This is a genomic window from Vibrio sp. 779(2023) (assembly GCF_033344285.1).
Classification (GTDB): domain Bacteria; phylum Pseudomonadota; class Gammaproteobacteria; order Enterobacterales; family Vibrionaceae; genus Vibrio; species Vibrio alginolyticus.
In genome coordinates this window covers 17,699-43,420 of sequence record NZ_JAWPOM010000004.1, presented here as the reverse complement: position 1 = coordinate 43,420, position 25,722 = coordinate 17,699, and the positions used below count along the sequence as shown (strand labels likewise).

The window sequence follows — 25,722 nt, the reverse complement described above, 5'->3', positions numbered from 1 at the left end:
TCGATGAGCCAAGTTCAATCGATTGAGCAAGCACTGAAAAGTGCGACGGCGAAACTGGCAGAAGGCGGCAAAGAGTCGCCTTCTCTCGATGCAGCTGTACTCCTTTGCCATGTCCTTGGCAAACCACGAACTTACCTGCTGACCTGGCCAGAAAAAGCGTTAGAAGCAGAGCAAAAATCTCAGTTTGACGCTCTACTTGAACGACGTTTAACTGGTGAACCCGTCGCTTATATTATTGGTGAGCGAGAGTTTTGGTCTTTACCGTTTAAAGTTTCTCCTTCTACCCTGATACCTAGACCGGATACAGAACGTTTGGTCGAAGTTGCACTCGATAAGACCTACGAGCAAACTGGGCCTATTTTAGATCTTGGAACGGGGACGGGAGCTATCGCCATCGCGCTTGCATCTGAAATGCCAAAGCGTCAAGTGATGGGCGTAGACCTTAAGCAAGAAGCGAAAGCACTTGCAGAGTACAATGCTGAGCAGCTAAACATCAAAAATGTGACCTTTGCTCAAGGCAGTTGGTTTGAGCCTATTACAGAAGGTACGAAGTTTGCTTTAATTGTCTCCAACCCGCCATATATTGATGAAAAAGATCCACATTTATCCCAAGGCGATGTGCGCTTTGAGCCAAAATCTGCATTAGTTGCTAAAGAGAATGGCTTAGCTGATATTCGTCATATCTCGGATCTTGCTCGTCAGTATCTTGAAGTGGGCGGTTGGCTGGCATTTGAACATGGTTATGATCAAGGTGAGGCGGTGCGTGAGATAATGCGTGGCTTTGGTTACCAACAGGTCGCTACGGAAAAAGATTATGGCGGTAACGATCGAGTAACACTTGGTTGTCTGGCCAGTTAATCATGGAAGTCAGCAAACACTAACTAAAAAGAGAAGAAAAATGTACGTAGCTCTAAAACACATACACTTAGTGACGATCGCTCTCAGCGCGACGCTACTATCGATCCGATTCGTGTTAATGATGATGAACTCACCGAAGCGAAATAATCGCTTTTTGAAAGTGTTTCCCCACATCGTTGATACTGCATTGCTAGTGTCAGGTATCGCGCTTATTTTCATTACTGGTTTCATCCCGTTTACCGATGCCGCACCGTGGTTAACAAACAAAATCACCTGCGTACTGGCGTACATTGCGCTTGGCTTCTTCTCATTGAAACTTGCGAAAAACAACCTACTGAAGATATTTGGCTTTTTCGGCGCATTAGGTTGGTTGGTCATGGCTGCAAACATTGCTGTGTCTAAGAGCCCTACGTTATTTGGATAAGACGTCATGTTAGAGTTTTTTGACGAAGATTTTGACAATATACCGTTGGTGGAAGGTGCGCTTGAGCTCAACAAAGCGATTAACCCAGAAACCAAAGTACATTGGGCGAAACAAGAGTTAGAGCGTCTTTACAAAGATGCAGAAGCCACGCTTGTTCATGAAACCGATGAAGAGCAACGATTTGATGCATTCCTACGACTGTTTTTCCACGAGTGGGGATTCAAAGGCGACGAGCAGGAATACTTTATTTCGGACAACAGCTTCATCGATAAAGTGTTGGAGCGCAGAAAAGGTATTCCTGTGAGCTTAGGTTCGATTTTGTTATACCTAGGCAAAAAGCTGGGGTTCCCGTTGAAGGGAGTTACTTTCCCTACTCAGTTCCTGTTAAAAGTCGACTGGATGCATAAGAAGCCAGACTACATCAACCCATTTAATGGTGAGTATGTAGGTGAAAGGATTCTTCAAGCTTGGCTTATTGGCCAGGAAGGACCGCTAGCTCAGCTAAAGGCTGAACATTTTGAGGAAGCTGACAACCCAACAATTATTGGTCGCTGGTTGGCATTGATTAAAAGTGCGATGTTGCGTGAAGAGCATTATACGCTGGCATTACGTTGTACAAATCTTGCTCTAACGTTTGTGCCAGATGACCCATACGAAATTCGTGACCGTGGTTTTATTTTCCAACAGCTAGAGTGCCCTCAAGTAGCGGTATCAGATTTTCAGTACTTTATTGACCAATGCCCTGACGATCCGGCTTCCGAGCTACTAAAATCACAAGTTAATGTGATGAGTGAAACGCACGTCACACTTCACTAATTTTATCGATGTGCCGAACTGTGGCGTATCGTGGACAGAAAAAGAGAATCAAAATGGAACAGAAAATCGTTAATATCGGCGACATTCAGGTTGCTAACGACAAGCCATTCACCCTATTTGCAGGTATGAACGTTCTTGAGTCTCGTGATCTTGCGATGCAGATCTGTGAGCACTACGTAAAAGTAACGGAAAAACTTGGTATTCCTTACGTATTTAAGGCATCGTTTGACAAAGCAAACCGCAGTTCTGTTCATTCATACCGTGGTCCAGGTCTGGAAGAAGGTATGAAAATCTTTCAGGAGCTGAAAGACACTTTTGGTGTAAAGATCATCACGGACGTTCACACTGAAGCACAAGCTCAACCTGTTGCTGACGTGGTAGACGTTATTCAGCTTCCTGCATTCCTAGCTCGTCAAACTGACCTTGTTGAAGCTATGGCTAAAACAGGTGCGGTTATCAACGTGAAGAAACCTCAATTTATGAGCCCTGGTCAAGTGGGTAACATCGTTGAGAAGTTCGCAGAATGCGGTAACGACAAGATCATCCTATGTGAGCGCGGTTCTTGCCACGGTTACGATAACCTAGTTGTAGACATGCTTGGTTTTGGTGTGATGAAAAATGCTTCGAAAGGTAGCCCAATCATCTTTGACGTAACGCACTCACTACAAATGCGTGACCCATCAGGCGCAGCATCTGGCGGCCGTCGTGAGCAGACAGTTGAGCTTGCAAAAGCGGGTCTAGCGACAGGCATCGCAGGTCTATTTATCGAAGCGCACCCAAACCCAGACCAAGCGCGTTGTGATGGCCCATCTGCACTGCCTCTAGACAAGTTAGAGCCATTCTTAGCACAAATGAAATCGCTTGATGATCTGATCAAGAGCTTTGCAGATATAGATATCAAGTAAACGCCAGATGACTGGTGGTAACAAATACTATAGCCAACCGAGTGTTGGCTATTTTTTTATCTGAAAAGCCGTGAATTCTCAAACTTGTTACTGATGAATTTGTTATTGCTAAACAATGCATCATAATTATTAAATCAATGTGTTAGGGTGCACGTGGTTTTCAAATAGATCGAATGCTTAAAATGTGCTTCAGTAATCCCAATAAGAAAAAGGTAAATAAATGAATCAGCGTCTGATGATCAAAACTGTTTTGAGTGCCGCTATCTTGGCCTCGTTAGCTGGGTGTGCTACGCAACCTGCACCAGAATGGAATGCCGATACAACCTATAAATTGACCGTGTTGCACACTAACGATCATCATGGTCGCTTTTGGCAAAATCGATACGGTGAATATGGCATGGCGGCGCGTAAAACGTTAATCGATGATTTGCGCGAAGAAATACAGGCTGAGGGGGGCAGCGTGTTACTGCTTTCTGGTGGTGACATCAACACAGGAGTACCTGAGTCTGATTTACAAGATGCCGAGCCGGATTTTAAAGGCATGAGCAAAATTGGTTACGATGCGATGGCTCTAGGTAATCATGAGTTTGATAATCCATTGGACGTGCTATTCAAGCAGCAAGAGTGGGCAAACTTTCCGATGTTGTCTGCCAATATTTACGATAAAAATACTGGCAAGCGTTTATTCCAACCATATGCGATGTTTAAAAAGCAGGGCATTAAAATTGCGGTCATTGGCCTTACAACCGAAGACACAGCGAAACTTGGCAACCCTGAATTCATTGAACAAATTGACTTCCGTGACCCAAAAGAAGAAGCCAAGAAGCTGATTGCAGAACTGAAAGAAACAGAGTATCCAGATCTGATTTTTGCTGTCACGCATATGGGACACTATGAAAATGGTAATAGAGGCATCAATGCTCCTGGCGATGTGGCGTTAGCTCGTTATTTGAATGACGGCGATCTCGACATGATCGTTGGAGGACACTCACAAGAACCTGTGTGCATGGAAGGTCCAAACGTTATCAAAAAGAACTTTAAACCAGGTGATGAATGTCAGCCCGATAAACAAAATGGTACCTTTATTGTTCAGGCACATGAGTGGGGGAAATATGTGGGACGCGCCGATTACGAGTTTCGTAATGGCGAACTCTCGATGGTGAGCTACGATCTAATCCCTGTAAACTTGAAAAAGAAAGTTAAAGTTGATGGTCAGTCGCAACGAGTCTTGATCCAAGATGAGATTAAACAAGACGAAATGATGCTTGAGTTTCTTCGTCCTTATCAAGAAAAAGGTCAGGGCAAACTAAACGTGAAGATTGCAGAATCTAACGGTAAGCTTGAGGGTGACCGCAATGTGGTTCGTTACCAGCAAACAAACTTAGGTCGATTAATTGCAACGGCTCACATGGAACGTGCGAAAGCAGATTTCGCCGTAATGAATTCTGGCGGCGTTCGCGATTCGATTGCAGCAGGTGAGATTACCTACAAAGATGTGCTGACTGTTCAGCCATTTGGCAATATGGTCTCTTACGTTGATATGACGGGCAAAGAAGTATTGGATTACCTAAATGTCGTTGCAACTAAACCTGTCGACTCTGGAGCTTACGCGCAGTTTGCCGGCATTGCGATGAGTATCAATAATGGTGAGGTAACCAATGTGTTCATTGGTAATAAGCAACTTCGCTTAGATGGTAATTACCGCTTTACCGTACCAAGCTATAATGCTGCTGGTGGAGATGGTTACCCTAAAATCGACGATCATCCAGGGTATGTACATACAGGTTTTACCGATGCTGAGGTTTTGAAGGATTATTTAGAAACACATAGCCCTATTGATGTTAATGAGTATGCCCCTTCAGGTGAAATCACGTATTTAGTTGATACGGCGATTGATCAGTAACCCAACAGATAAAAAGCGATTGACTCAAACTCGCTGATATCATTAACTAAAAGCGCAGATCCAATTCAATCTGCGCTTTTTGTTTTTATGAGGAGAATCTTGATGACTCCGGCCATTAATCTTGCGAAAAAGAAAAAAATTCCACACACGATTCATCAGTATGAGCATGACCCTAGAGCCGATAGTTATGGCTTGGAGGCTGCTGAAGTACTGGGGCAGGATCCGAAAACAGTATTTAAAACCTTGCTGTTCTGCTTGAACGGGGAGCCAAAGAACCTTGCGGTTGCGATTATCCCTGTTGATCAAAAGCTGAACCTAAAACTGGCGGCGAAAGCAGCGAAGGGCAAAAAGGCCGATATGGCTGATCCGGAAATCGCCCAAAAGACCACAGGTTATGTCGTTGGTGGAATTAGCCCACTAGGGCAGAAGAAAGCCTTACCTACTTTTTTGCACGAAAGCGCAGCAGAGCAAGACACAATCTGTGTGAGTGCTGGTAAACGTGGTTTAGAAATTGAGTTAGCCCCGAGAGATTTGCTGAGCTTAACTCGCGGTCAGTTTGCACCTCTTTGTTTGTAAACTCATGACAAATAAAAAGGACGCTCATGAGCGTCCTTTTTTGATCTTGCCTGTCAGTGAAGCGTTACTTCTTCAGACTCAATGTACCACCAGTGCGTTTAGCTGGTTTACTTGGTTTCGCGGCATTTGGGTTCATGTAATGCTGCTTGGGCTTACTCGGTGATTGAGGCTTGTTTACTGAATGCGTATTGCTTGATGCATCTGGTTTACGGTGTGATTTACCATGCTCGCCTTGCGGTCTGCTGCGTTCACCTTGTGGTTTCGCTTTGTAATGTTCTTTAGCTGGACGTCCGCCTTCATCATCACACTGACGACGCTTTTGTTGACCTTTTTTCGAGTTTGGTGCATGACGGAATTCATCAGCATTGTTACCACGGAAAGTTCGTGTCTTCTGGTTACGACGAGCAGTAGAATCTTGGTTTTCTTCACGGCTATCAAACAGCTTCGCGTCGGTCGCTTTACGAATGTTGCGACCTCTAGAGTCTGTTTTTGATGCTTCTTCTGTACCTACCGAGCCTTCACACATTGCTAGGATCTCTGCCACTTCTTCGTCACTTAGATAACGCCATTTCCCATTGGGAATACCATCAAGAGAGATATTCATGATGCGTACGCGACGCAGCTTGAATACTTCATAGCCCAGCGCTTCACACATGCGACGGATCTGACGGTTAAGTCCTTGAGTGAGCACAATACGGAAAGAGAATTTAGTTTCTTTCGTTACCTTACAAGGTAGGGTGACTGTGTCGAGAATCTTAACGCCACTCGACATCTGTTTGAGAAACTCGCCTGTAATTGGCTTGTCCACGCGTACGACGTACTCTTTTTCGTGGCTGTTGCCTGCGCGAAGGATTTTGTTCACGATGTCGCCATCGTTGGTCAAAAAGATCAGACCATCAGAGGGTTTGTCTAAGCGGCCGATCGGAAAGATACGTTTTTGGTGGCCGATGAAATCAACGATGTTTCCAGGGACGTCTCTCTCAGTTGTACAGGTGATGCCTGTTGGTTTATTGAGAGCGATATAAATCGGCTTCTCTTTTGCTGCCACTGGCTTACCATCCACACAAACATCATCACCAGGTAGCACTTTTGTCCCCATTTCAGGTTTGTTGCCATTAATGGTGACACGGCCTTGCTCAATCAGTCTGTCTGCTTCACGGCGTGAGCAAAACCCCGTTTCACTGATGAATTTATTTAATCGTTTAGCGTTGTCTTGTGACATTTTGTCTCCTAACGTTTCACAACGGCGAATGAAGCTCCCTTCCTTTAAGGGGAAGGAAGAATAAGGGCGGGCATTCTAGCATTAGGGTGAAATTTAGCCTAACCGTTTTTGGTGACGTTCGCGGGTTTCTAATTTCTTTTCCGCACTTTTTCTAAGTAGGACGTAAACGGCTCCAGTTCCACCGTGAAAGCGTTGCGCACTATGGACGCATTGGACTTCCTTTATTTGTCGTAGCCAACTGCTAACAAAGCTTTTCATCATTGCAGGTGGATTTGAGCGTTCTCCTCGACCATGGACGATAACGACCGTTCTAATGTCCATTGATAGGCATTGCTTTAAAAACGTCACGACTTCATCGCGTGCTTCTTTCAATGTTTTACGGTGCAAATCCAAGCGAGCTTGGATTGGATACTTACCAAGGCGAAGTTTGCGGTAAACCCCGTCCTGTACACCATCACGTTTGAACTCAACAAAGTCCTCTGGCTTGAGCATTTCAGCGTGATCAAGTGATAGGTATTCTGGGTCATCTTCCGTTAACCAGATTGCTGCTTCGCGTTTTGCGAGCTGTGCTTCTGTTACTTGGTGTACTTTTTTGTGTTCGGTGGTGTCTTGAGTGATTGGCTTTACATCGCCCATCATCTGTTGAAATAGATCAAAATCGTCGTCGTGAGACATAGCAGTAATCTCATTAAGAACAGGGAAGAATAATAGGATTATATCAATGAGTGGTGCATTGAGATCAAATAAAAAACCGGAGTAGGCAAGTAACCGACTCCGGTGCAAAGCGTTTCTAGAGCTAAGCGAGATCTAGTGAGGAGATTTGTCGTTCATGATCTTGTATATGAAGAAACCGCCGTAAAATAACATCAGACCAATTGCCCCAAAAATTACTATCATTGACGATAGACCCACTGCATTACCAAATAGGAGATCAAGCCAAAAGTCCATACGTTTCCTCCAAGATGTTCCCGACAGGAATAAACTAAATGGCGGTGTCTTGTTGCACACTGATCTGGATCAATTATGTTGCTAAGGTTAATAAACTGTATTTTGTTGTGAGTTATCAGTCACATTTTACGTGCTAGTGTTCAGTTATTCATCAAACGAATTAAGACCTAAGGTTTTTTTGTAAAAAGCACTTGCGCCACAGTTCAGAATCCGTAATATACGCATTCGTTGACGGGGACAATTCCTCAGTTAAACATCTCGGTGAATAGCGCAGCTTGGTAGCGCATCTGGTTTGGGACCAGAGGGTCGGGGGTTCGAATCCCTCTTCACCGACCACTTTCAGAAAGCCTGCTCAATGAGCAGGCTTTCGTCGTTTTTAGTGCTAGTAATTTTAGACTTCAATAGTATCGAACCAAATGGGGTTCGCTTGAAGTTAGAACATGGCTCTTCACCGACACGTATTGAGAGGAAGGCTCTACAGAAATGTAGGGCCTTTTCATTTTTTAAGAGCGAGTAAATTTATTACTTGATGTCACACGAGATAGTATTGATAGGAGTTTCAGAAGTAGTGAAACAGACATAAGCGGTCTTTGGGTGATTTGGCCCAATCTTGACGTAACCCGCTTTTAAATCGTCTTCATCAAACGTTACTGAGTGAGATTTGCTTGTATTTCCATCATAGTAAACCGCTTCAAAGCCTTGGTTCATCATATGTGCAACGCGATTTCGAGTGTGGGCTGTTGAAAACGTGATGTTCGCGCAACGCATCATTGGTTTTTCGGTAATAAGAAATTGACCACTCTCTTTATCTAAAACACCGCCTTTTACTTCCGGAGTTATATCAATAGCTTGAAAAGCTTCTACGTTGCATGGCGGTTTAGCATAAGACAGCGAAGAAGTGAGCATAATTCCAATCGTGTATAGGAATAAATATTTAAATTTCATATGAGTTGTTTTGTATCCACTTAGCTTAACGGCGTTTTATAAGAAAGTTTGAATGAATTTTAAATGGTTGTATTTAAATAATTGTATTTAAATGGCATTTTTCAAACAATCACTAGATATCACAATTTGCTTGGCGCGTCTTACCCAGTGGTTTGATGTTAAATCCCCGATTTTTAAGCAGTTCAATCAGGTTATCTTTACCTACTAAATGCAAGCCACCAACAACAACGGTGTAACGACCCGATTGCTGAGGTAGAACACTGCCAGTGTCGAGTTTTTTAGCCCAATCTCGATTACGCTCGTATAAAAAGGCTTGGTTAAACTCTTCTGTTGTATGATCGGTCAAAGAGGCTTCGACCAACATGCTACCATCACCACTCTTCCAACTCTCTATCAAGCATTGAACCAACTCTTCTCCGCCATCATATTCTTCAATTGATGAGAGAAGTATCTCTTTACCGCCTTCTGATTGACCTGCGATTAAATCGATTTGGAATTGCACGGACTCTAGTGGAATGACCGGGATTTGCTTTTTATCAGCGAGTCCTATTAAGTGCATGTCGACCCCTTTATCAGAGACATACCCCAGTTTGTTGACTAAAGCGAGTTGGATGGTGAATGCGGCCATCCAAGGTGGGGAATTTAGGAGTTGAGTTTCTGGCAAACCTAAATCTTGGGCAATTTCAATTAAGTGGCGACGTTGAGCTCTGTCTAAAACATCTTTAGAAAGAATGGTTGTTTGTGGGTAAACCAAGCCTTCAGAATTCCTGACGTCTGCTTCAATAATCAACCCTGCGCTTTGGCTTAAATGCTGGATGACCGTTCTAGGGAGTGGGTACATCGTTTTATCCCCCACATGTACCGAGCCAATAATCATAAGTTCGGTTTCCCCTTTTTTTGCTAACCAATGCTGTGGCTCTGCATAAGATGAAAAAGGAGTCAAAGTAACAAGTAGAGATGATATGAGCGTCAAGAGACGAAACATAGAATGGTCCTCAGATAAGATACCTTTAAACTTTATACGCAAAATAGCGTGAGGTTAAGTGCAATTTCTCCAGTGGGGTATTCGACAAAATCGTCATTTCTAAAAATATTGACGAGTTTTGACGACGAATAAATGAGAGTCACTTCACGAAAGGTAAATAGGTAATTCGCTTACTAATGGCTCACAAAATAATTAGGCGTGATCCAAATCTTACAAAATCAGTCGTAACTCATGAATATAAGTGACCTAGATCGCAGCAAACTCGTCAAAACAAGTTGTTCGATTTTGACGTGTATTGTAACTCCATGAAAATTAGGTTTTTATTATTTTTTCTGAGTGTCATTTTTTGAACTGGATCACTTCCTATTTCTATTTATTTTACGCTTAGAAATAACAGGTTGTATGTTGAATGTAACGGTTAGGCACCTCGCATTTGAGGGGCCGAGATTTTTATCATTGTCGTTTTGAACCACTGACTTTTTTGGGGAAGTAAGATGTTTAAACCTAGTCTGATTGCTGTTTCTGTTATCACTACATTAGCAGGTTGCTCTGCGCTGCAAAGCTCTGAACAACAAGTTGTAAATTCGTTGGCTAATAATCTTGATATTCAATACCAAGTGTTGACTAACCACGGTGCAAACGAAGGTCTTGCTTGTCAGGACTTAGGGGCTGAGTGGGCGTCTTGTAACAAGGTAAACATGACGCTGGTTAACCAAGGTGAAGCGGTTGACTCAAAAGATTGGGCTATTTACTTCCATAGCATTCGTCTGATTCTGGATGTTGAAAACGAACAGTTTAAAATCTCTCGCGTAACGGGTGATCTACACAAACTAGAACCAACAGATAAGTTTGATGGTTTTGCTGCGGGTGAAGAGGTTGTGCTTCCTCTTGTTGCTGAATACTGGCAGCTATTTGAAACTGACTTCATGCCAGGCGCTTTCGTTGCTGCACCAAATGCAGAGCCTAAGATGATCGCTTCTCTTAACACAGAAGACGTTGCATCTTTCGTGACTGGCCTTGAGGGTAACAACCTAAAACGTACGCCAGATGACAACAACGTATTTGCGAGCGCTGTGTCTCGTTTCGAGAAGAACGAAGATCTAGCAAAACAAGACGTATCAACCACGTTACTACCAACGCCAATGTCTGTTGAAGCAGGTAAAGGTACGGTAGATATCGCGGCGGGTATTGCGCTGCCTAAAGACGCATTCGATGCGGCTCAATACGCAGCAATTCAAGGTCGTGCAGAAGTGGTAGGTGTGGATGTTCGTGGTGATCTTCCTGTAAGCATCACTGTTGTTCCTGCAGACTTCACCGGTGAATTGGCAAAATCTGGTGCTTACGAAATGAGCATCAAAGGCGACGGTATTGCGATTAAAGCGTTTGACCAAGCAGGTGCTTTCTACGCAGTACAATCTATCTTTGGCCTGGTAGATAGCCAAAATGCTGATTCTCTACCACAACTGTCTATTAAAGATGCGCCGCGTTTTGATTACCGTGGTGTGATGGTGGACGTGGCTCGTAACTTCCACTCTAAAGACGCAATTCTTGCAACGCTTGACCAAATGGCCGCGTACAAGATGAACAAACTACACCTTCACCTAACGGATGATGAAGGCTGGCGTTTAGAAATCCCGGGTCTGCCTGAGCTGACTGAAGTGGGTGCTAACCGTTGTTTCGATTTGGAAGAGAAAAGCTGTTTACTGCCTCAGCTTGGCTCAGGCGCAACGACAGACAACTTTGGCTCTGGCTTCTTCAGCAAAGCAGACTACGTGGACATCTTGAAGTACGCGAAAGCGCGTAACATCGAAGTGATTCCTGAAATCGATATGCCAGCGCACGCACGTGCAGCAGTGATATCAATGGAAGCACGTTACGACCGTCTGATGGAAGAAGGCAAAGAAGCCGAAGCGAACGAGTACCGCCTGATGGACCCTCAAGATACATCGAACGTAACGACGGTTCAGTTCTACAACAAGCAAAGCTTCATCAATCCATGTATGGAATCTTCCACTCGCTTTGTTGATAAAGTGATTTCAGAAGTAGCAGCAATGCACCAAGAAGCGGGCACGCCGCTAACAACATGGCACTTTGGTGGTGACGAAGCGAAGAACATCAAGCTAGGCGCTGGTCTGCAAGACATCAACGCAGAAGACAAAGTAAGCTGGAAGGGTAACATTGATTTGTCTAAGCAAGACAAGCCATTTGCACAATCTCCACAATGTCAGACGCTAATTGCAGACGGTACGGTAAGCGATTTTGCTCATCTACCAAGCCACTTTGCAGAAGAAGTGTCGAAGATGGTGGCAGAGAAAGGCATTCCAAACTTCCAAGCTTGGCAAGATGGCCTTAAGTACAGCGAAGGTGAGAAAGCGTTCGCAACAGAAAACACACGTGTTAACTTCTGGGACGTTCTTTACTGGGGGGGCACATCATCAGTGTACGAATGGTCTAAGAAAGGTTACGACGTTATCGTTTCTAACCCAGACTACGTGTACATGGACATGCCGTACGAAGTTGACCCGAAAGAGCGTGGTTACTACTGGGCAACACGTGCAACAGATACTCGTAAGATGTTTGGTTTTGCACCAGAGAACATGCCTCAAAACGCAGAAACTTCTGTAGACCGCGATGGTAACGGCTTCACTGGTAAAGGTGAAATCGAAGCGAAACCTTTCTACGGTCTATCAGCACAGCTTTGGTCTGAGACAGTACGTAACGATGAGCAATACGAGTACATGGTATTCCCTCGCGTACTAGCAGCCGCTGAGCGTGCATGGCACCGTGCTGATTGGGAAAACGACTACAAAGTGGGTGTTGAATACTCGCAAAACTCTAACCTAGTAGACAAAGCTGCGCTAAACCAAGACTACAACCGCTTTGCGAACGTTCTTGGTCAACGTGAACTGGCTAAGCTAGAAAAATCAGGTATCGACTACCGCCTGCCTGTACCAGGTGCGAAAGTAGAAGATGGCAAGCTAGCAATGAACGTTCAGTTCCCAGGGGTGAAGCTTCAATACTCTCTAGACGGCAAGAACTGGCTAACTTACGCAGATAATGCTCGTCCAAATGTGAAAGGTGAAGTGTTTATCCGTTCTGTGTCAGCAACCGGTGAGAAAGCAAGTCGAGTGACCAGCGTGAAATAACTCGATTCTTGTAAGTTAATTTTTTGGCAAAGCCTCAACATCATGTTGGGGCTTTCTTTATTTTTTTAGGAAATTAAGCGTGATCGATGTCTAATTATTTTTCATTGATAAATAAGTTTTGGGTTGTAATGGTCAAGGTTATTGTGAACCGGATCGACTTAATCTGATAAATATCAATAAATTATCTGTTTACGATCACACTTCTATTTTTTGATAATTTTATAAAAATACGGTAAGTGCCTGTATTTTCCATGTTTTTATCAGGGTTGTTGAGCTTCGTTTTGAACAAGATCACTTTTTAAAATGTTTTATTTTCCATCGCGAATTAATTGAAACAATATTGCGAACGCCAAGGAGGCACATTCCAAAGTTTGCGATAAAAGGGAAGAGATGCCCTCTAAAACTATCGCATAACGTGAATAAATAAAGGCAGTAATTATGAAAAACATTTTTGCACTGAGTGCTCTTTCTCTCGCTTTCGCTTCTAGCGCTTTTGCTGGTTCTTCTTACGTAACAGGTAATGTTCAATTCCACGATGATGGTCGAATTCATGGTTCGGACGTTACGTCTACACTGGAAGCTGGTCATACTTTTGATAACCAATTCGGCGGCTTTACGGTTTACACCGAATTTGATGGTATTCAGTTGGGTAAACTGGAAACAGAAAACGGTGGCGCAGGTAACACAACACCAGCAATCACTGTGGGTGGTGAGCAGTCATTTAATATTACCGATCATTTATGGGTTGCCGCGGGTTACCAACACCTGTTCTCTGCTGGCGAGAATGTACAGTACCGTCCATTGGTTAAGATCGGTTACAACTTCGATAACGGCATCTCCTTAAGTAACCGTACTCGTGCGCACATTGATGCGACAGACGCAGATGCGGATACAGATTACCGCATGGACAACCGCATCGGTTACGTGATGAATGAGGATGTGACGCTAAGCTACAACAACGTCTACATGATTGAAGCGGAAACCATGGACCACGAGCTTCGTGCAACGTGGACTCGTAAAGGTGTTCAACCTTACTTTGAGTTCCGTAGTCAAGCACACGGTGCAGAAAACGCGAGTGGTGACAGCCTAGTGAATAACGCTTTTGTATTTGGTGCCTCTTACGGCTTCTAATTTTATATTTGTCTTAATTGTCCATTAAGAAAAAGCCCAGCGGTTTGTCTCGCTGGGCTTTGTTTTTATTTGCCGTTGCCTTCGTGGTGGCTATATTCGAACACTTGTCCTTTTTCGTTAAAGGCGTAAACGGTGTAGCTGTCTTTTTTGTCGCCATATTCCATACCAGGGGAGCCTATTGGCATGCCCGGTACTGATAAGCCTTTTGCGTTACGTGGTGGATTTTTCAAAAACGCTTTAATGTCTTCGGCTGGAATGTGACCTTCAAACAGATAGCCGTTGATCTCTGCCGTGTGGCAAGAGTAAAGCTGTTCATTCTTGATGCCTAGATCGCGTTTGATGGCGTTCATGTCATCGTGCAATTTTTCTTCGACCGTAAAGCCGTTCTCTTCCATGTGTTTTGTCCATTCTCCACAACAGCCACAGTATGGCGATTTATGGTTAATGACATCGGCTGCCAATACGTTGGCGGACACGGTCGCAAGCATTGCAAAGGTCAATAGTTTCAACTTCATAATACCCTCAAAAAGAAGTGGTTATTTTACTGAAAACAGTCGTAGTCGATTTGCATTACTAACGACAGTAATTGAAGACAGTGCCATTGCCGCTCCTGCGACAACAGGACTGAGCAAAAATCCAAACGCTGGATAAAGCACACCAGCGGCAACTGGAATACCCAACGAGTTGTAAACAAAGGCACCAAATAGGTTTTGCTTCATGTTCTTAAGTGTAGCGCGAGAGAGTTCAATCGCATGTACTACCGCCATTGGTGACGTGTTCAGGATGGTCATTTGCGAACTTTCAATGGCGACATCACTGCCGCTACCCATAGCAATACCGAGGTTGGATAACGCGAGAGCAGGGGCGTCGTTAATGCCATCCCCCACCATTGCCACGACATGTCCTTGAGATTGAAGTTGCTCAATGTGCTGAGCTTTCTCATCTGGCATTACTTGGGCAATCACTTCATCAATACCAAGTTCTTGGCCGATAGCATTGGCAACGTGTTGGTTATCGCCTGTCAGCATTACCGTTTTGATGCCTTGCGATTTTAATGCAGAGAGCGCTTGTTTCGCATCTGATTTGATCGGGTCGGCAATGGCGATCAGACCGATCAGTTCGCCGTTCAATGCCACAGCTACCGGAGTCCACGCATTTTTTGCGCATTCATCGATGGCAGATTTTAGTGCGCTAGTCTCGACGTTCTCTGCTTGCATAAATTGAAGCGAACCAATGAGCAGCGGTTTATCTTGATACGTCGCCAAAATGCCGCGCCCGCGAACGTTCTCAAACTTGTCTAATGAGACATCCTTTGCGTCGTGTCGTTTGGCGTAATCACATACCGCTTTTGCCAGTGGGTGCTCAGACTGACGCTCTGCCGCATACGCTAAAGCCAATAGATCTTCTTGGCTGGTGGCGTGAGTAAACACTTGCTGAACGCTAGGTTTACCTTGGGTAAGCGTGCCAGTTTTGTCGAATACAACCGTGTCGACTTTGCTTGCCAATTGCAGGGCGTCGGCGTCTTTGATCAGAATGCCGAGCTCTGCGGCTTTACCCACTCCCACCGTGACAGAAAGTGGGGTTGCTAAGCCTAGAGCGCAAGGGCAGGCGATGATCAGGACGGTTGTGGTGACCACCAGCATATAACTCGCTTTTGGCTCTGGGCCAACGGCAAACCAAACGAGCGCGGCCAGTATTGCTATGCCAACAACGACAGGGACAAACACCGATGAAATCTGGTCTGCCAGTTTCGCGATGGCTGGCTTACTGCTTTGCGCTGTGCGCACCATGCGGATGATACGAGCCAGCATGGTATTTGCGCCAATGCCCGTTGCCTCAATGACTAATCCACCATCGGTATTTAATGTCCCGGCAGACACTTGAGCCTCTTGTGCTTTTAACACTGGTACTGGTTCACCAGTGAGCATCGACTCATCAATGTATGATTCACCTTGAATCACAACACCATCAACAGGCACTTTCTCGCCTGGTTTGATACGCAGCTTCATGCCTAGCGTGATTTGCTCAACCGTTATTTGTTGATCGCCTTGTTCCGTGATTACCGTAGCTTGCTGAGGTTGCAGGTTAATCAGAGCTTGCAATGAGCGTGTTGTGTTTGCTTTGGCTTTTGCTTCTATATAGTGACCAAGAGAAATTAAGCCGATGATCATTGCACTCGCTTCAAAGTACACGTGGCGTGAAGCAAGAGGGAACCAGTCTGGGAAAATCACCACAAGCATCGAATAGAACCACGCTGCGCCAGTACCGAGCGCGACTAACGTGTCCATGGTGGCTCGCTTGTGAGTAGCCGCTAACCAAGCGTTACTGAAGAAGTGTTTCCCTGCTGTGGCAAGAAGGAGTAAACATCCGATACCGATCGCGCCCCAAGCTAATTGGTCGTTGGTGCTGCGAATCATCATATTGCCGCCAGCAACGCCCCAAATCATTAAGGGGGCACCGACGACAAGGCCAACAATAGCATCCAGTTTAAAGCGTTTTTGTTGCTGACGTTGTTGCTGCGCTTGCTTTTCTTGCTGGGTTGCGGCGTCTTGTAGGATCTCTGCTTGGTAACCGGCTTGTTTTACCGATTCAACAATTGCGTTAAGGAGGTCATCAGAGTCTTGGCTTGCGAATACTAGTGCGCTTTGTTCTGCAAGGTTGACCTGTGCTTTCTCAACGCCTTCTACGTTAGTAAGTGCTTTCTCTACTGAAGATACGCAACTCGCACACGTCATGCCTTGAATCAGCATTTGCAATTGAATACTCGCTGGTGGCACCTGCGTATCTTTAATATTGCTTTGCTTTTCTACCTGTTCGGTCTCTGGTGAGCTTTCGTTCTCTACCTCAACAGAATCAAGGTTGGCGGTATAGCCAAGTGTTGCTATTAAGTCGATCACTTGTCGCTCGGAGAGGAGGGTACGAATCTCTAAGTGCGTTGTTGAAGCCTCAAAAGAAATAACGTCTTGATTAGATTCTAATAAAGATGAAAGTTTTTTGACGCAGCCGCCACAGCTTAAGCCTGAAAGGTTTAGTTCGTAGTGATTTCCTGCTTGGTAACCAAGAGATTCAATCGACGAGACGAGCTCTTTAAGAGAAGACTCGGTTTTGACCTCTACTTGCGTCGGGGACAAATTGAGGATCTCCACATCGTGATTCGCATGTAAAGCATTCTCAACTTTTCTCGCACAGCCCATGCAGTTGAGCCCTGATAAAGGTATAACTAACTGATACATAATCTGCACCTCAATAGTAGTGATGCTATGAGCTTAAACCTTCCTGCAAGGGTAAGGTCAATACCCATTTGCTACTCACAACAATTTCGTCAAAATCTCTCGAATCCCACAAGTGCACGGTCATTTTACTTGCGAGTGATCTCAAGGTTTTTTCTCTTTGAATATAAAGTTCCGTTAAAACACCTAAAAGATGAATGAAGTCGCTCACGTTTTTTAGATGCTCTCAATGTCAGTTCAGTGTCAAAACGTACTTTTAACGTTTTTTATTTTTTATATTTGATGTTAACTAATTGTTTTTTATTGATTTATTTTATTTTTGATCTTCTCATTTTGAAGTCGCTCAGATTGCTGTAGGGAAAGTTTTTTAGTGCGAAAAAAGTTTGTCATATTTGCCCCGTCCAAACACTGTTTCAAGTTCCTGCCATGTCCTAGTTAGTGAATTTGAAAATGGAAAAAACTAAAAATATAGGGGTTTATAATGTCTTACCTAAAGAAAAGCCTACTTGCCACGGCAATTACCGGCATGATGTTCAGTGGTGCTGCATTTGCTGATGGTGCAAACAGTGACGCAGCAAAAGAGTTTCTAACCAAAGATTCATTTTCTTATGAAGTTTACGGGATCATCGCGATGCAGGCCGCGTACCGCGATTACGATTCTGGCAGCAAAGCAACGGACGATGATTTGGGTGGCATGCAGCTAAACAACGAATCTCGTATCGGTTTCCGTGGTAAAAAACAATTTGCTAACTTCGACCCTACTTTTATTTGGCAAATCGAAGGCGGTTATGTAGACCCTAGCTTTGGTGGCGAGGGCGCAGGTCTTGGTGAACGTGACACATTCGTCGGTTTTGAAAGTGCATCTTGGGGTCAAATTCGTCTGGGTCGCGTTTTGACACCTATGTACGAATTGGTTGACTGGCCAGCATCTAACCCTGGTCTCGGCGATGTATACGACTGGGGTGGTGCTATTGGTGGTGCCAAGTACCAAGACCGTCAATCAAACACTATCCGCTGGGACTCTCCAATGTTTGCTGACAAATTCTCCCTAGATATCGCAGCTGGTGCAGGTGATAAAGCAGGTCTAGGTGAAGGGGATGACTACTGGGGTGGTATCGCAGCACACTACAAAATTGGTCCTATCCAGTTAGATGCGGCATATGAAGGTAACCGTAATATCAAGATGGAAAGCCAAACGTGGGAAAACAACACGTACTTGGTAGGGGCACAAGGCTGGTTTGATAACGGGATCTCTTTCTTTGCGCAATACAAATACATGGAAGCGGACGCAAGCAATGGTGTGAGTGAAAAGCAAGATGCAATGTCTGCCGCTATCATGTACACCACGGGTGATTGGCAATACAAACTGGCTTACGCCGCTAACTTTGATCTAGAGCGTGATGGTAAGAAAATTAACGATACAGCGGACGATGTGTTATCAGCACAAGTTATGTATTTCGTAGACCCATCGGCAGTGCTGTACGTACGTGCTCGTACTCTAGACTTTGGCGACGGTGCGTCTCAATTAGATAAACCAACAGAAGCACGTTGGAAGTCTGCTGACTACGACGAGTTCTCTGTAGGTGTTGAATACTACTTCTAATTAAAGAAGCAGCTAAAAGGGCGGAAACGCCCTTTTTATCTTGATACTTATTCAAATAAGCCTTTGAAATGACTGGCCTGTAAATTTTAGAGGCTTATCTAAATTGGTATAAAGTGAGAAACCATGATGAAAAAAACAACGACACTTCTCGGACTTTGCGCAATGCTTTCGGCGCCAGCTTTTGCTGCTCAACTCACTCTGCAATCTGAATTAGTTCCTCGCGTTCTCAACGGCGAGTTCGTCTACCCTGAGTGGATATCCAAGAACAACAGCATCGAGTTAAAAGATGGGGAAAACCAATTAGCGGTAACGGTTGGACAAATCGTATTTGAAGATGGAAAGCGCCGTAAATTCGATTCGCAGCCGCTGGTATTAGAGTTTGATGCAGAAAAAGACACCGAGCTTTCTCTGACTTATCAAACATTCCGTACTATTGAAGAGGCGAGAGCCTTCGAACTCGATCCTAAAGTGGTATTGAAAGACAAAAACGGAAAAGAAGTGGCATTCTCTATGGTTCAACTTCGTAAAGGTGGTTTGCAAGGTTTTCGTGATTACGAACGAGAAGTTGCCGACTATAATAACGCAATGAATAAAGAATCGACTAAGGCAAGCATTGCGTCTTCTCCAGCGGAAACCAAAACAATCAAAGCATCGTTTAATGAATTGAGCCGTGAAGAGCAGCAAGAATTTATGCAATGGGCAATGCGTAACCTGAAGTAATTTCGTCTCGTGCTTTAACAGTAAATAGCAGGGCTGTGCCTTTTTGGTTCTGCCCCGTTTTTATTTCTGTTGTCAAACCGATTGTAGAATTGACTTACGGTGGTAAAATGTCGCCACTTTTATCCTTGACATTACAACGAGAGATCTCTCGTTGCTCATTACCCCTAAGGAACTCAAATGACGGTTAAAACTCGTTTTGCTCCTAGCCCAACTGGCTATCTACACGTTGGTGGTGCGCGTACTGCACTTTACTCTTGGCTATACGCTAAAAACCAAGGTGGTGAATTCGTTCTACGTATCGAAGATACAGACCTTGAGCGTAACTCTCAGGAAGCGGTTGATGCAATTCTTGAAGGCATGGAATGGCTAGGCTTGGAGTGGGATGAAGGTCCTTACTACCAAACTCAACGTTTTGACCGTTACAACGAAATGGTTGATAAGCTTCTTGCTGAAGACAAAGCTTACAAATGTTACGCGTCTAAAGAGCTGCTAGATGAAATCCGTGCAGAGCAAGAAGCAAATAAAGAAATGCCTCGCTACGATGCTAACCATCCAAAAATCAAAGCAGCAAACGAAGCGGCAAAAGATGGCGATCCATGTGTTATCCGTTTCCGTAACCCGAAAGAAGGCAGCGTAGTATTTGATGATCAAATCCGTGGTCGCATTGAAATCCGCAACGATCAAATGGATGACCTAATCATTCGTCGTACTGACGGTTCACCTACTTACAACTTCTGTGTAGTAGTGGATGACTGGGACATGGGTATCACTCACGTTGTTCGTGGCGAAGACCACATCAACAACACCCCTCGTCAAATCAACATCTACGAAGCACTAGGTGCGCCAGTACCTACATTTGCACACTGTGCAATGATCCTGGGTGATGACGGCGCGAAACTGTCTAAACGTCACGGCGCTGTATCAGTCATGCAATACCGCGATATGGGTTACCTGCCTGCGGCACTAAACAACTACCTAGTGCGCCTTGGTTGGTCTCATGGTGACCAAGAAATCTTCTCTCAAGAAGAGATGATCAATCTATTTAGCCTAAACGCAGTATCTAAGTCAGCGTCTGCTTTTAACACTGATAAACTGCAATGGTTGAACAACCACTACATCAAGAACTCAGACCCTGCGTACGTTGCTGAGCATCTACAATGGCATCTAGATCAACAAAAACTAGACGTAACGAATGGTCCTGCTATCACTGACGTGATCAAGCTAGTGGGTGAGCGTTGCAACACGCTAGTTGAGCTAGCTGAGCAAATCCGTTACTTCTATGAAGATTTCTCTGAGTTTGAAGCGGGCGCAGCGAAGAAACATCTACGTGGCGTGGCTAAAGAGCCTCTAGAACTTGCATTAGCGAAAGTGGAAGCACTAACTGAGTGGACGACAGCTAACATCAAAGATGGCGTTATCGCAGCAGTATGTGAAGAGTTGGAAATCGGCATGGGCAAAATCGGTATGCCATTACGTGTTGCTGTAACAGGAGGCGGTCAGTCTCCTTCTGTCGATGCAGTCATGGAGCTGGTTGGAAAAGAGCGTTGTATTGCTCGCATTAAGATGGCGCTTGAGTTCATTGCTGAGCGTGAAGCAAACGCATAATTGCTTTGAACTGAACGTTCTTTTTGAATAAATAGTCACAAAGCCGCGGTGAGCAACCGCGGCTTTTTTGTATCTTCAATTTAGATAACGAGAAACTTTCTCTCATATTGGTGAATGAAGAGATGGTTTCACCTGTAATATTACCTCAATATGGATAAGATTTTTTAATCCAAACATCGTTGGCGTGAATAAAAAACGAGCGATTATATATCAAATATCTGATTGATTTTTATCCATGTTCCTTAAAGTTCCATTTTGTTTGTCTCATTTTTAAGAAAAACCTTTGCTTTAGCTATGTTGTTCCAAAAATTAAAGCAAACGTTTGCGTGGTGATTGCGTGGGGATTTTTTTGCTTAAGATCACATGTTGTCGAGATTTATGATGACAATAAATTGACAGAATTGGGATTTTTCTCGCGATTTCTTAGCGTTATAGTTCATCCCGTCAGCGATACCGAGATGGCGATATGTATCACTGAACAGGAAATGTACGTAAGTTGCTTCCATAAAAAAAATGCATGTGCATAAAAAGAAGCTGACTAAGTATCTCACTCAAGGAATGAATAAAAAGAATTGAAATACAACGTCAGTCAGACGGCGCATTTCGGCATCTAACAAAAGAACTTCTTTAGAGGAATCAATAATGAAAAAATTAGCAGCGGTAATTTCAGCGTCTCTACTTATGGCTTCAGCAGCACAAGCAGAAGTATACGTTGGTGGTAAGATGGGTAAGTCATGGATGGAAGACGCGTGTGTAGCGGGCCAGGCTTGTGACAAAGACGATTCTACTCTTGGCGCTTTTGTTGGTTACGAAATGAATAAATACTTCGCAGTAGAAGCGGGTTTCGACAACATCGGTGATTTTAACCAAACTTCTTTCGGTGGCCACGTAGAAGCAATCACTCTTGCTCCTAAATTTAGCCTACCAATCACTGAAGACATCGCACTTTACGGTAAAGTGGGTGGCGCTTACGTAATGTTTGATGGCAAAGATGATTACTCTTACCTAGGCGCGGCTGGTCTTGAATTCAACCTAAGCCAAAACGTAACAGCTCGTGCGGAATACCAAACACTGACTGACATCAGCAACGATGTAACTCGTGCGACAGGTAACACTGCAACACTAGGTGTTTCTTTCAAATTCGGCGGCAACGATGAGCCAGTAATCGTAGAAGAGCCAGTTGTTGTTGAAGAAGTGGTTGTAGAAGAAGTGGTAGAAGAGCCAGTTGTAGTTACGAAAACATTCGAAACTCAAACAATTGGCACAGGTAGCTTCGATCTAAACAGCACAACTCTAAAACCAGAGAGCGCTGCAAAACTTGATAACCTAGTTGCTTTCCTAAACGAGCACCCACAAGCGAACGTTGAAGTTGTAGGTTACACAGATACGTCTGGTCCAGCAGCTTACAACCTAAAGGTTTCTGAAAAACGTGCTGAGTCTGTTGCTAACGCGCTCGTTGAAAAAGGTATTGATTCATCACGTATCCAAGCTCGTGGCGAAGGTGAAAACAACCCAATCGCTTCAAACGACACTCGTGAAGGTCGTCAACAAAACCGTCGCGTAGAAATCGTTGTTCCAGAATTTGAATACCAAGTTCAGCAATAAGCTCCTATTCGACCGTAGTATAGAAGACTGAAGCTGAAAGCCCCAAAGAGTTCGCTCTTTGGGGCTTTTTATTTCTCTTTAAAAACTGACTGAAATGTTCAAAGTGGCTAGGTATTACTTAAGATCAATGCTGTTTAAACGCCCCATAAATGTCAGGATCTCCAAGTTATCTTTATGTGCTTCTAACAACGCTTTTTTGGTTTGCATGTAGGCGGCAAGTTTGCCGTACTTACTAATAGAGCGAACCACCGTTTTATATTTATACTCACCGTCATCATTGAACTCTCGCCACTTGGCGATGTAACACGTATCTCGGTTGTCAGGGTTTTCAAGAGTAGGGTTAGGCTTGTGAACGATTTTAGGCTCAACGCTATGTGGAAGCCTGGTCATTAAGTAAGGGTCTTTCAAAAGACGTCGCCAGAATTTGCCCCACATTTGCCGGCCTAACTCGTTTCTCAGCTTAATGGCTTTTTGTAAGCCTTTCTTTTCTCCAATACGAACAAATCCTACCGAGCGGTGTAGTACCGTATCCTCGGGGGTATGGATATGTATCTTAAAGGCTGTCTTGCCTTTAGAAATAAAGCGGTGTCCAGTGTTAGTTATTAAATTGCTCTTAGACATAGTGCTAACTAATAATTTTATTAATAGCTAAAAGGGTAAGCAAAACTCATAGATAATTAAAGTAATAAAATACAAAACTGTAAATAGGGCTTGTTGAAATGATTTCAAGGGGAAGAAGTCAGATCAGTAGAAGGGTTTATCCCGTAACCGAAACACCCGATCCGATCATATTGATTACTGGGAAGATTATCTAACACGGTGTACTAGGGGGAGCAGTGCGAGGCTTGAAATTGAAGATACAAAAAAGCCTTAGCTCAAGTGGGAGCTAAGGCTATGATATGGCGCCCCCAGTAGGATTCGAACCTACGACCTGTCCCTTAGGAGGGGACTGCGCTATCCAGCTGTGCCATGGGGGCGTAATACCAATAGTTGCAGTTCATTGCACTGTTTTACTGAGTTCAAATCTAGCAATCTACCAGATCTGTATCAGCATCACGTTGAACGATTCGCTACGGTCATTGGTATAATCAAATAAGATGCGCTGCCTATGATATTCAAAAGTGAGCATATCTCAAGACTTAATGTTTGCTTTTATAGGATCTTGTTCATTACGTCGCCAATTTGAACGCTAGATGCTAAATTTGGCTGATCAATCGTCAGTTCCGCTTCGTGTTCGTATATGCGTGATACCGTTAATGTAATTTCGCTTTGCGAGACTTTGTTTCTTGGCAATCCATTTTGGTCGATAAACGACGCGGTGTGCCAAAGCTGCAATTTGTCTCCCTCTTTTACGCCGTGCATACGGCCGAGATCCATCGTTACGGTATTACCGAAGACTGCCACAACCTCTGGCAATGTAATTTTGCAAGACAGCTCCGACTCCAGATCCAACATAATATTGCGACTAACGCGAAGCATCATCTCGCCATAGGTCGATGCCCAAAAACGTGCACTACGAGTGTCCACTTGACTCGTCTTAGCAAATGGCCAACGCGCGACCTCACGGTAGGCTTTGTTGAAGATTTCATGGCCAGTTTTACCATCAAATACTTTCATTTCTAACGCAAACTGACGATTGATGATGTCATCTTGCAATAGTTGAGATTCGACCGTTGCAGTGAGATCGGTTATGACCCCTCCAATGATGTATTGTGCGCCATTGTCTTGTGCGATCATTTGAGTGCGAGCAGGATAGTTGCTGCTTATTGAGTAGTCCGTTGTACCAACAGACACAAAGCTGCGTGAGGTTTGATCAAGTTGACGGTTCACTACGTGGCTAAAATCGTCACCAACTTGATAAATTTGTCCCATCACTGCTTGTTGTGGTGATGCGACCTCAATATTGCCGACCAGCATTGTCTTTTTGTATTGATCGGTGTGGCAACCCGTTGCCGATGGATAAATATCAACGCGGATTTTTACCTCGACTTTACCGCGACGTTTGCGTTCAGACTCGACCAAAATGTAACGGACTTCATGATTGGTAAACTGGTATTCGTTGCGGCTTTCTTCTAACAGCGGCATCAAGTTGCTAATACTGCCAATATCTGCGCCCGAAAAATTGACGGCTTTGAACAGCGCGTCTTCCAACGCATGGAGCCTTGCCGTCTCTTCTGAAGAAACGATGGTGGCAACGCCTGTGACTTCATACCAAGATGCCATTACCTTAAAAGGCACAAGCATCACTAAAGTGATTGAAAACAGACTGTTTAATATTTTTTTCATTGGTTACAACCGTTCGGGTATAAATATTGCTTTAACAAATTCAGTGAAGTTTGGTGGGTTTTTCTTCGTTAGGCAAACAAAGAAAAGCAAAGACTGTTCCAATATTCACTTTCTTGGAAAGGAATTAATAAAGAACGGTATCACCTAAGATTATCTGGAGAATCAAACCATGAAAAAGTGGCTTGTCGCCGCATCGATGATGACGCTTCTGACATCGTGCGCGTACTCACCGATTTACAATGGTAAAGAACCGTACTCGGGAAGCCAGTTCATGCTGATGGATAGTCCGCGTCATACGATGGACTTTTTCATTGAGAGCATGACAGAAGACCTGATGGTTTCTAATGTGGCAGTATCAGCGCGGACACCGATTGCGATTACCTCGTTTGTTGATCTACAAAATATGGATGCAACAAACTGGTTAGGTAACTCGGTCTCTGAAGGTTTTATCCATCAGTTTCAGCGCCGAGGGTTTAAAGTGGTTGATTTCAAAACTACGGGCTCTATTCAAGTGACGCAGCAGGGCGATTTTGCTTTAAGTCGTGATTGGCAAGATTTAGCTCAAGAGCAGCAAATTCAGTATGTACTGACCGGAACAATGCTGCGCCAAGAGGGCGGAGTGCTTGTCAATGCACGCGTGGTTGGCATGCAAAGCCGTGTAGTTGTAGCGACAGCGCAAGGTTTCCTTCCGGCTGACCGTATTGGGCGTGACTTAGATACGTTAAATAGCATCCGCACACAAGATGGTGTGTTGATTCGTTCTGACCCTACCATTCGTCAGCCGTACACTGTGATTCTCCGTCCATAGGATAGA

General features: G+C 44.2%; 22 protein-coding genes and 2 tRNA genes. 14 read left to right on the top strand and 10 right to left on the bottom strand.

Features of this window, described 5'->3' with window-relative positions; genetic code table 11:
- Positions 1 to 3: 3 nt before the first annotated feature.
- From prmC to ybaK, 6 genes are all read left to right on the top strand, one after another.
- Positions 4 to 858 (top strand): peptide chain release factor N(5)-glutamine methyltransferase, encoded by an 855-nt coding sequence (gene prmC, locus R8O70_RS07310; protein WP_017634841.1) that lies wholly within the window; start codon positions 4 to 6, stop codon positions 856 to 858.
- A 40-nt stretch (positions 859 to 898) separates the two neighbouring features.
- A complete protein-coding gene (locus R8O70_RS07305; protein ID WP_005382225.1) occupies positions 899 to 1,282 on the top strand; it encodes a SirB2 family protein in 384 nt (127 codons plus the stop codon).
- Positions 1,283 to 1,288: 6 nt separating this feature from the next.
- Positions 1,289 to 2,098 carry a SirB1 family protein gene (locus tag R8O70_RS07300; protein WP_042524122.1) on the top strand — a complete coding sequence of 270 codons (810 nt, stop codon included), beginning with the start codon at positions 1,289 to 1,291 and terminating at the stop codon, positions 2,096 to 2,098.
- Positions 2,099 to 2,151: 53 nt separating this feature from the next.
- On the top strand, positions 2,152 to 3,003 hold the full coding sequence (gene kdsA / locus R8O70_RS07295) for a 3-deoxy-8-phosphooctulonate synthase (protein ID WP_005384095.1): 852 nt from the start codon (positions 2,152 to 2,154) through the stop codon (positions 3,001 to 3,003).
- A gap of 220 nt (positions 3,004 to 3,223) precedes the next feature.
- Positions 3,224 to 4,906 (top strand): bifunctional UDP-sugar hydrolase/5'-nucleotidase UshA, encoded by a 1,683-nt coding sequence (ushA, locus tag R8O70_RS07290; RefSeq protein ID WP_318184110.1) that lies wholly within the window; start codon positions 3,224 to 3,226, stop codon positions 4,904 to 4,906.
- Between the two features lie 102 nt (positions 4,907 to 5,008).
- On the top strand, positions 5,009 to 5,482 hold the full coding sequence (gene ybaK / locus R8O70_RS07285) for a Cys-tRNA(Pro) deacylase (RefSeq protein ID WP_005382231.1): 474 nt from the start codon (positions 5,009 to 5,011) through the stop codon (positions 5,480 to 5,482).
- Between the two features lie 64 nt (positions 5,483 to 5,546).
- Here the strand turns inward: ybaK and rluF are convergent, their stop codons facing one another.
- From rluF to R8O70_RS07270, 3 genes are all read right to left on the bottom strand, one after another.
- The gene (gene rluF / locus R8O70_RS07280; RefSeq protein WP_213908009.1) at positions 5,547 to 6,704 is read right to left on the bottom strand and encodes a 23S rRNA pseudouridine(2604) synthase RluF; all 1,158 of its coding nucleotides are present in this window, start codon (positions 6,702 to 6,704) and stop codon (positions 5,547 to 5,549) included.
- Positions 6,705 to 6,797: 93 nt separating this feature from the next.
- Positions 6,798 to 7,379 (bottom strand): DNA endonuclease SmrA, encoded by a 582-nt coding sequence (gene smrA / locus R8O70_RS07275; RefSeq protein WP_005382233.1) that lies wholly within the window; start codon positions 7,377 to 7,379, stop codon positions 6,798 to 6,800.
- A 132-nt stretch (positions 7,380 to 7,511) separates the two neighbouring features.
- Entirely contained in the window at positions 7,512 to 7,652 is a 141-nt protein-coding gene (locus tag R8O70_RS07270; RefSeq protein ID WP_005382236.1) for a DUF3149 domain-containing protein, read from the bottom strand.
- A 259-nt stretch (positions 7,653 to 7,911) separates the two neighbouring features.
- Between R8O70_RS07270 and R8O70_RS07265 the strand changes: the two genes are divergently transcribed.
- Positions 7,912 to 7,988 (top strand) — tRNA-Pro (locus tag R8O70_RS07265).
- Between the two features lie 186 nt (positions 7,989 to 8,174).
- On the opposite strand, the gene R8O70_RS07260 is transcribed toward R8O70_RS07265, so the two are convergent.
- Together R8O70_RS07260 and R8O70_RS07255 are read right to left on the bottom strand one after the other, a co-directional pair.
- Positions 8,175 to 8,558, bottom strand: a complete 384-nt coding sequence (locus tag R8O70_RS07260) for a hypothetical protein (protein ID WP_005384085.1) — start codon at positions 8,556 to 8,558, stop codon at positions 8,175 to 8,177.
- 151 nt (positions 8,559 to 8,709) lie between these two features.
- The gene (locus R8O70_RS07255) at positions 8,710 to 9,582 is read right to left on the bottom strand and encodes a TraB/GumN family protein (RefSeq protein ID WP_005382001.1); all 873 of its coding nucleotides are present in this window, start codon (positions 9,580 to 9,582) and stop codon (positions 8,710 to 8,712) included.
- A gap of 494 nt (positions 9,583 to 10,076) precedes the next feature.
- On the opposite strand from R8O70_RS07255, the gene R8O70_RS07250 reads away from it, so the two are divergent.
- Positions 10,077 to 12,728, top strand: a complete 2,652-nt coding sequence (locus R8O70_RS07250; protein ID WP_258623750.1) for a beta-N-acetylhexosaminidase — start codon at positions 10,077 to 10,079, stop codon at positions 12,726 to 12,728.
- A 438-nt stretch (positions 12,729 to 13,166) separates the two neighbouring features.
- The gene (locus R8O70_RS07245; protein ID WP_005382004.1) at positions 13,167 to 13,859 is read left to right on the top strand and encodes an oligogalacturonate-specific porin KdgM family protein; all 693 of its coding nucleotides are present in this window, start codon (positions 13,167 to 13,169) and stop codon (positions 13,857 to 13,859) included.
- Between the two features lie 65 nt (positions 13,860 to 13,924).
- On the opposite strand, the gene R8O70_RS07240 is transcribed toward R8O70_RS07245, so the two are convergent.
- Positions 13,925 to 14,374, bottom strand: a complete 450-nt coding sequence (locus R8O70_RS07240) for a DUF411 domain-containing protein (RefSeq protein WP_115385799.1) — start codon at positions 14,372 to 14,374, stop codon at positions 13,925 to 13,927.
- 21 nt (positions 14,375 to 14,395) lie between these two features.
- A complete protein-coding gene (locus R8O70_RS07235) occupies positions 14,396 to 17,092 on the bottom strand; it encodes a heavy metal translocating P-type ATPase (protein ID WP_258623749.1) in 2,697 nt (898 codons plus the stop codon).
- A 478-nt stretch (positions 17,093 to 17,570) separates the two neighbouring features.
- On the opposite strand from R8O70_RS07235, the gene chiP reads away from it, so the two are divergent.
- The 4 genes from chiP (at position 17,571) to R8O70_RS07215 (ending at position 22,622) form a co-directional block, all read left to right on the top strand.
- The gene (gene chiP, locus R8O70_RS07230) at positions 17,571 to 18,692 is read left to right on the top strand and encodes a chitoporin (protein ID WP_005382007.1); all 1,122 of its coding nucleotides are present in this window, start codon (positions 17,571 to 17,573) and stop codon (positions 18,690 to 18,692) included.
- A 123-nt stretch (positions 18,693 to 18,815) separates the two neighbouring features.
- Positions 18,816 to 19,412, top strand: a complete 597-nt coding sequence (locus R8O70_RS07225; RefSeq protein ID WP_005382008.1) for a DUF2057 domain-containing protein — start codon at positions 18,816 to 18,818, stop codon at positions 19,410 to 19,412.
- Positions 19,413 to 19,589: 177 nt separating this feature from the next.
- On the top strand, positions 19,590 to 21,017 hold the full coding sequence (gltX, locus tag R8O70_RS07220) for a glutamate--tRNA ligase (RefSeq protein ID WP_005384075.1): 1,428 nt from the start codon (positions 19,590 to 19,592) through the stop codon (positions 21,015 to 21,017).
- A gap of 642 nt (positions 21,018 to 21,659) precedes the next feature.
- Positions 21,660 to 22,622 (top strand): OmpA family protein, encoded by a 963-nt coding sequence (locus tag R8O70_RS07215; protein ID WP_006743033.1) that lies wholly within the window; start codon positions 21,660 to 21,662, stop codon positions 22,620 to 22,622.
- A gap of 114 nt (positions 22,623 to 22,736) precedes the next feature.
- Here the strand turns inward: R8O70_RS07215 and R8O70_RS07210 are convergent, their stop codons facing one another.
- The 3 genes from R8O70_RS07210 to R8O70_RS07200 all read right to left on the bottom strand — a co-directional run bounded on the left by R8O70_RS07210 (position 22,737) and on the right by R8O70_RS07200 (position 24,908).
- Positions 22,737 to 23,243 (bottom strand): hypothetical protein, encoded by a 507-nt coding sequence (locus tag R8O70_RS07210; protein WP_005382011.1) that lies wholly within the window; start codon positions 23,241 to 23,243, stop codon positions 22,737 to 22,739.
- A 279-nt stretch (positions 23,244 to 23,522) separates the two neighbouring features.
- Positions 23,523 to 23,599: transfer RNA gene (locus R8O70_RS07205), tRNA-Arg, on the bottom strand.
- Positions 23,600 to 23,774: 175 nt separating this feature from the next.
- Positions 23,775 to 24,908: a flagellar assembly protein FlgT gene (locus tag R8O70_RS07200; RefSeq protein ID WP_005382012.1), complete on the bottom strand. Its 1,134-nt coding sequence runs from the start codon at positions 24,906 to 24,908 to the stop codon at positions 23,775 to 23,777.
- A gap of 169 nt (positions 24,909 to 25,077) precedes the next feature.
- Here R8O70_RS07200 and R8O70_RS07195 point away from each other — a divergent pair, with 169 nt between their 5' ends.
- On the top strand, positions 25,078 to 25,716 hold the full coding sequence (locus R8O70_RS07195) for a FlgO family outer membrane protein (RefSeq protein WP_005382013.1): 639 nt from the start codon (positions 25,078 to 25,080) through the stop codon (positions 25,714 to 25,716).
- The last annotated feature ends 6 nt before the right edge of the window (positions 25,717 to 25,722 follow it).

Excerpts from the sequence above, each read along its gene's own strand:
- ushA (WP_318184110.1), top strand. The coding sequence starts at position 3,224 with ATGAATCAGCGTCTGATGATCAAAACTGTTTTGAGTGCCGCTATCTTG.
- R8O70_RS07215 (WP_006743033.1), top strand. The coding sequence starts at position 21,660 with ATGAAAAAATTAGCAGCGGTAATTTCAGCGTCTCTACTTATGGCTTCA.
- R8O70_RS07200 (WP_005382012.1), bottom strand. The coding sequence starts at position 24,908 with ATGAAAAAAATATTAAACAGTCTGTTTTCAATCACTTTAGTGATGCTT.
- R8O70_RS07270 (WP_005382236.1), bottom strand. The coding sequence starts at position 7,652 with ATGGACTTTTGGCTTGATCTCCTATTTGGTAATGCAGTGGGTCTATCG.
- R8O70_RS07210 (WP_005382011.1), bottom strand. The coding sequence starts at position 23,243 with ATGTCTAAGAGCAATTTAATAACTAACACTGGACACCGCTTTATTTCT.
- R8O70_RS07225 (WP_005382008.1), top strand. The coding sequence starts at position 18,816 with ATGATGAAAAAAACAACGACACTTCTCGGACTTTGCGCAATGCTTTCG.
- prmC (WP_017634841.1), top strand. The coding sequence starts at position 4 with ATGAGCCAAGTTCAATCGATTGAGCAAGCACTGAAAAGTGCGACGGCG.
- R8O70_RS07300 (WP_042524122.1), top strand. The coding sequence starts at position 1,289 with ATGTTAGAGTTTTTTGACGAAGATTTTGACAATATACCGTTGGTGGAA.
- ybaK (WP_005382231.1), top strand. The coding sequence starts at position 5,009 with ATGACTCCGGCCATTAATCTTGCGAAAAAGAAAAAAATTCCACACACG.
- rluF (WP_213908009.1), bottom strand. The coding sequence starts at position 6,704 with ATGTCACAAGACAACGCTAAACGATTAAATAAATTCATCAGTGAAACG.
- R8O70_RS07250 (WP_258623750.1), top strand. The coding sequence starts at position 10,077 with ATGTTTAAACCTAGTCTGATTGCTGTTTCTGTTATCACTACATTAGCA.
- gltX (WP_005384075.1), top strand. The coding sequence starts at position 19,590 with ATGACGGTTAAAACTCGTTTTGCTCCTAGCCCAACTGGCTATCTACAC.
- chiP (WP_005382007.1), top strand. The coding sequence starts at position 17,571 with ATGTCTTACCTAAAGAAAAGCCTACTTGCCACGGCAATTACCGGCATG.
- R8O70_RS07260 (WP_005384085.1), bottom strand. The coding sequence starts at position 8,558 with ATGCTCACTTCTTCGCTGTCTTATGCTAAACCGCCATGCAACGTAGAA.
- R8O70_RS07240 (WP_115385799.1), bottom strand. The coding sequence starts at position 14,374 with ATGAAGTTGAAACTATTGACCTTTGCAATGCTTGCGACCGTGTCCGCC.
- R8O70_RS07255 (WP_005382001.1), bottom strand. The coding sequence starts at position 9,582 with ATGTTTCGTCTCTTGACGCTCATATCATCTCTACTTGTTACTTTGACT.
- R8O70_RS07195 (WP_005382013.1), top strand. The coding sequence starts at position 25,078 with ATGAAAAAGTGGCTTGTCGCCGCATCGATGATGACGCTTCTGACATCG.
- R8O70_RS07235 (WP_258623749.1), bottom strand. The coding sequence starts at position 17,092 with ATGTATCAGTTAGTTATACCTTTATCAGGGCTCAACTGCATGGGCTGT.
- R8O70_RS07305 (WP_005382225.1), top strand. The coding sequence starts at position 899 with ATGTACGTAGCTCTAAAACACATACACTTAGTGACGATCGCTCTCAGC.
- kdsA (WP_005384095.1), top strand. The coding sequence starts at position 2,152 with ATGGAACAGAAAATCGTTAATATCGGCGACATTCAGGTTGCTAACGAC.
- R8O70_RS07245 (WP_005382004.1), top strand. The coding sequence starts at position 13,167 with ATGAAAAACATTTTTGCACTGAGTGCTCTTTCTCTCGCTTTCGCTTCT.
- smrA (WP_005382233.1), bottom strand. The coding sequence starts at position 7,379 with ATGTCTCACGACGACGATTTTGATCTATTTCAACAGATGATGGGCGAT.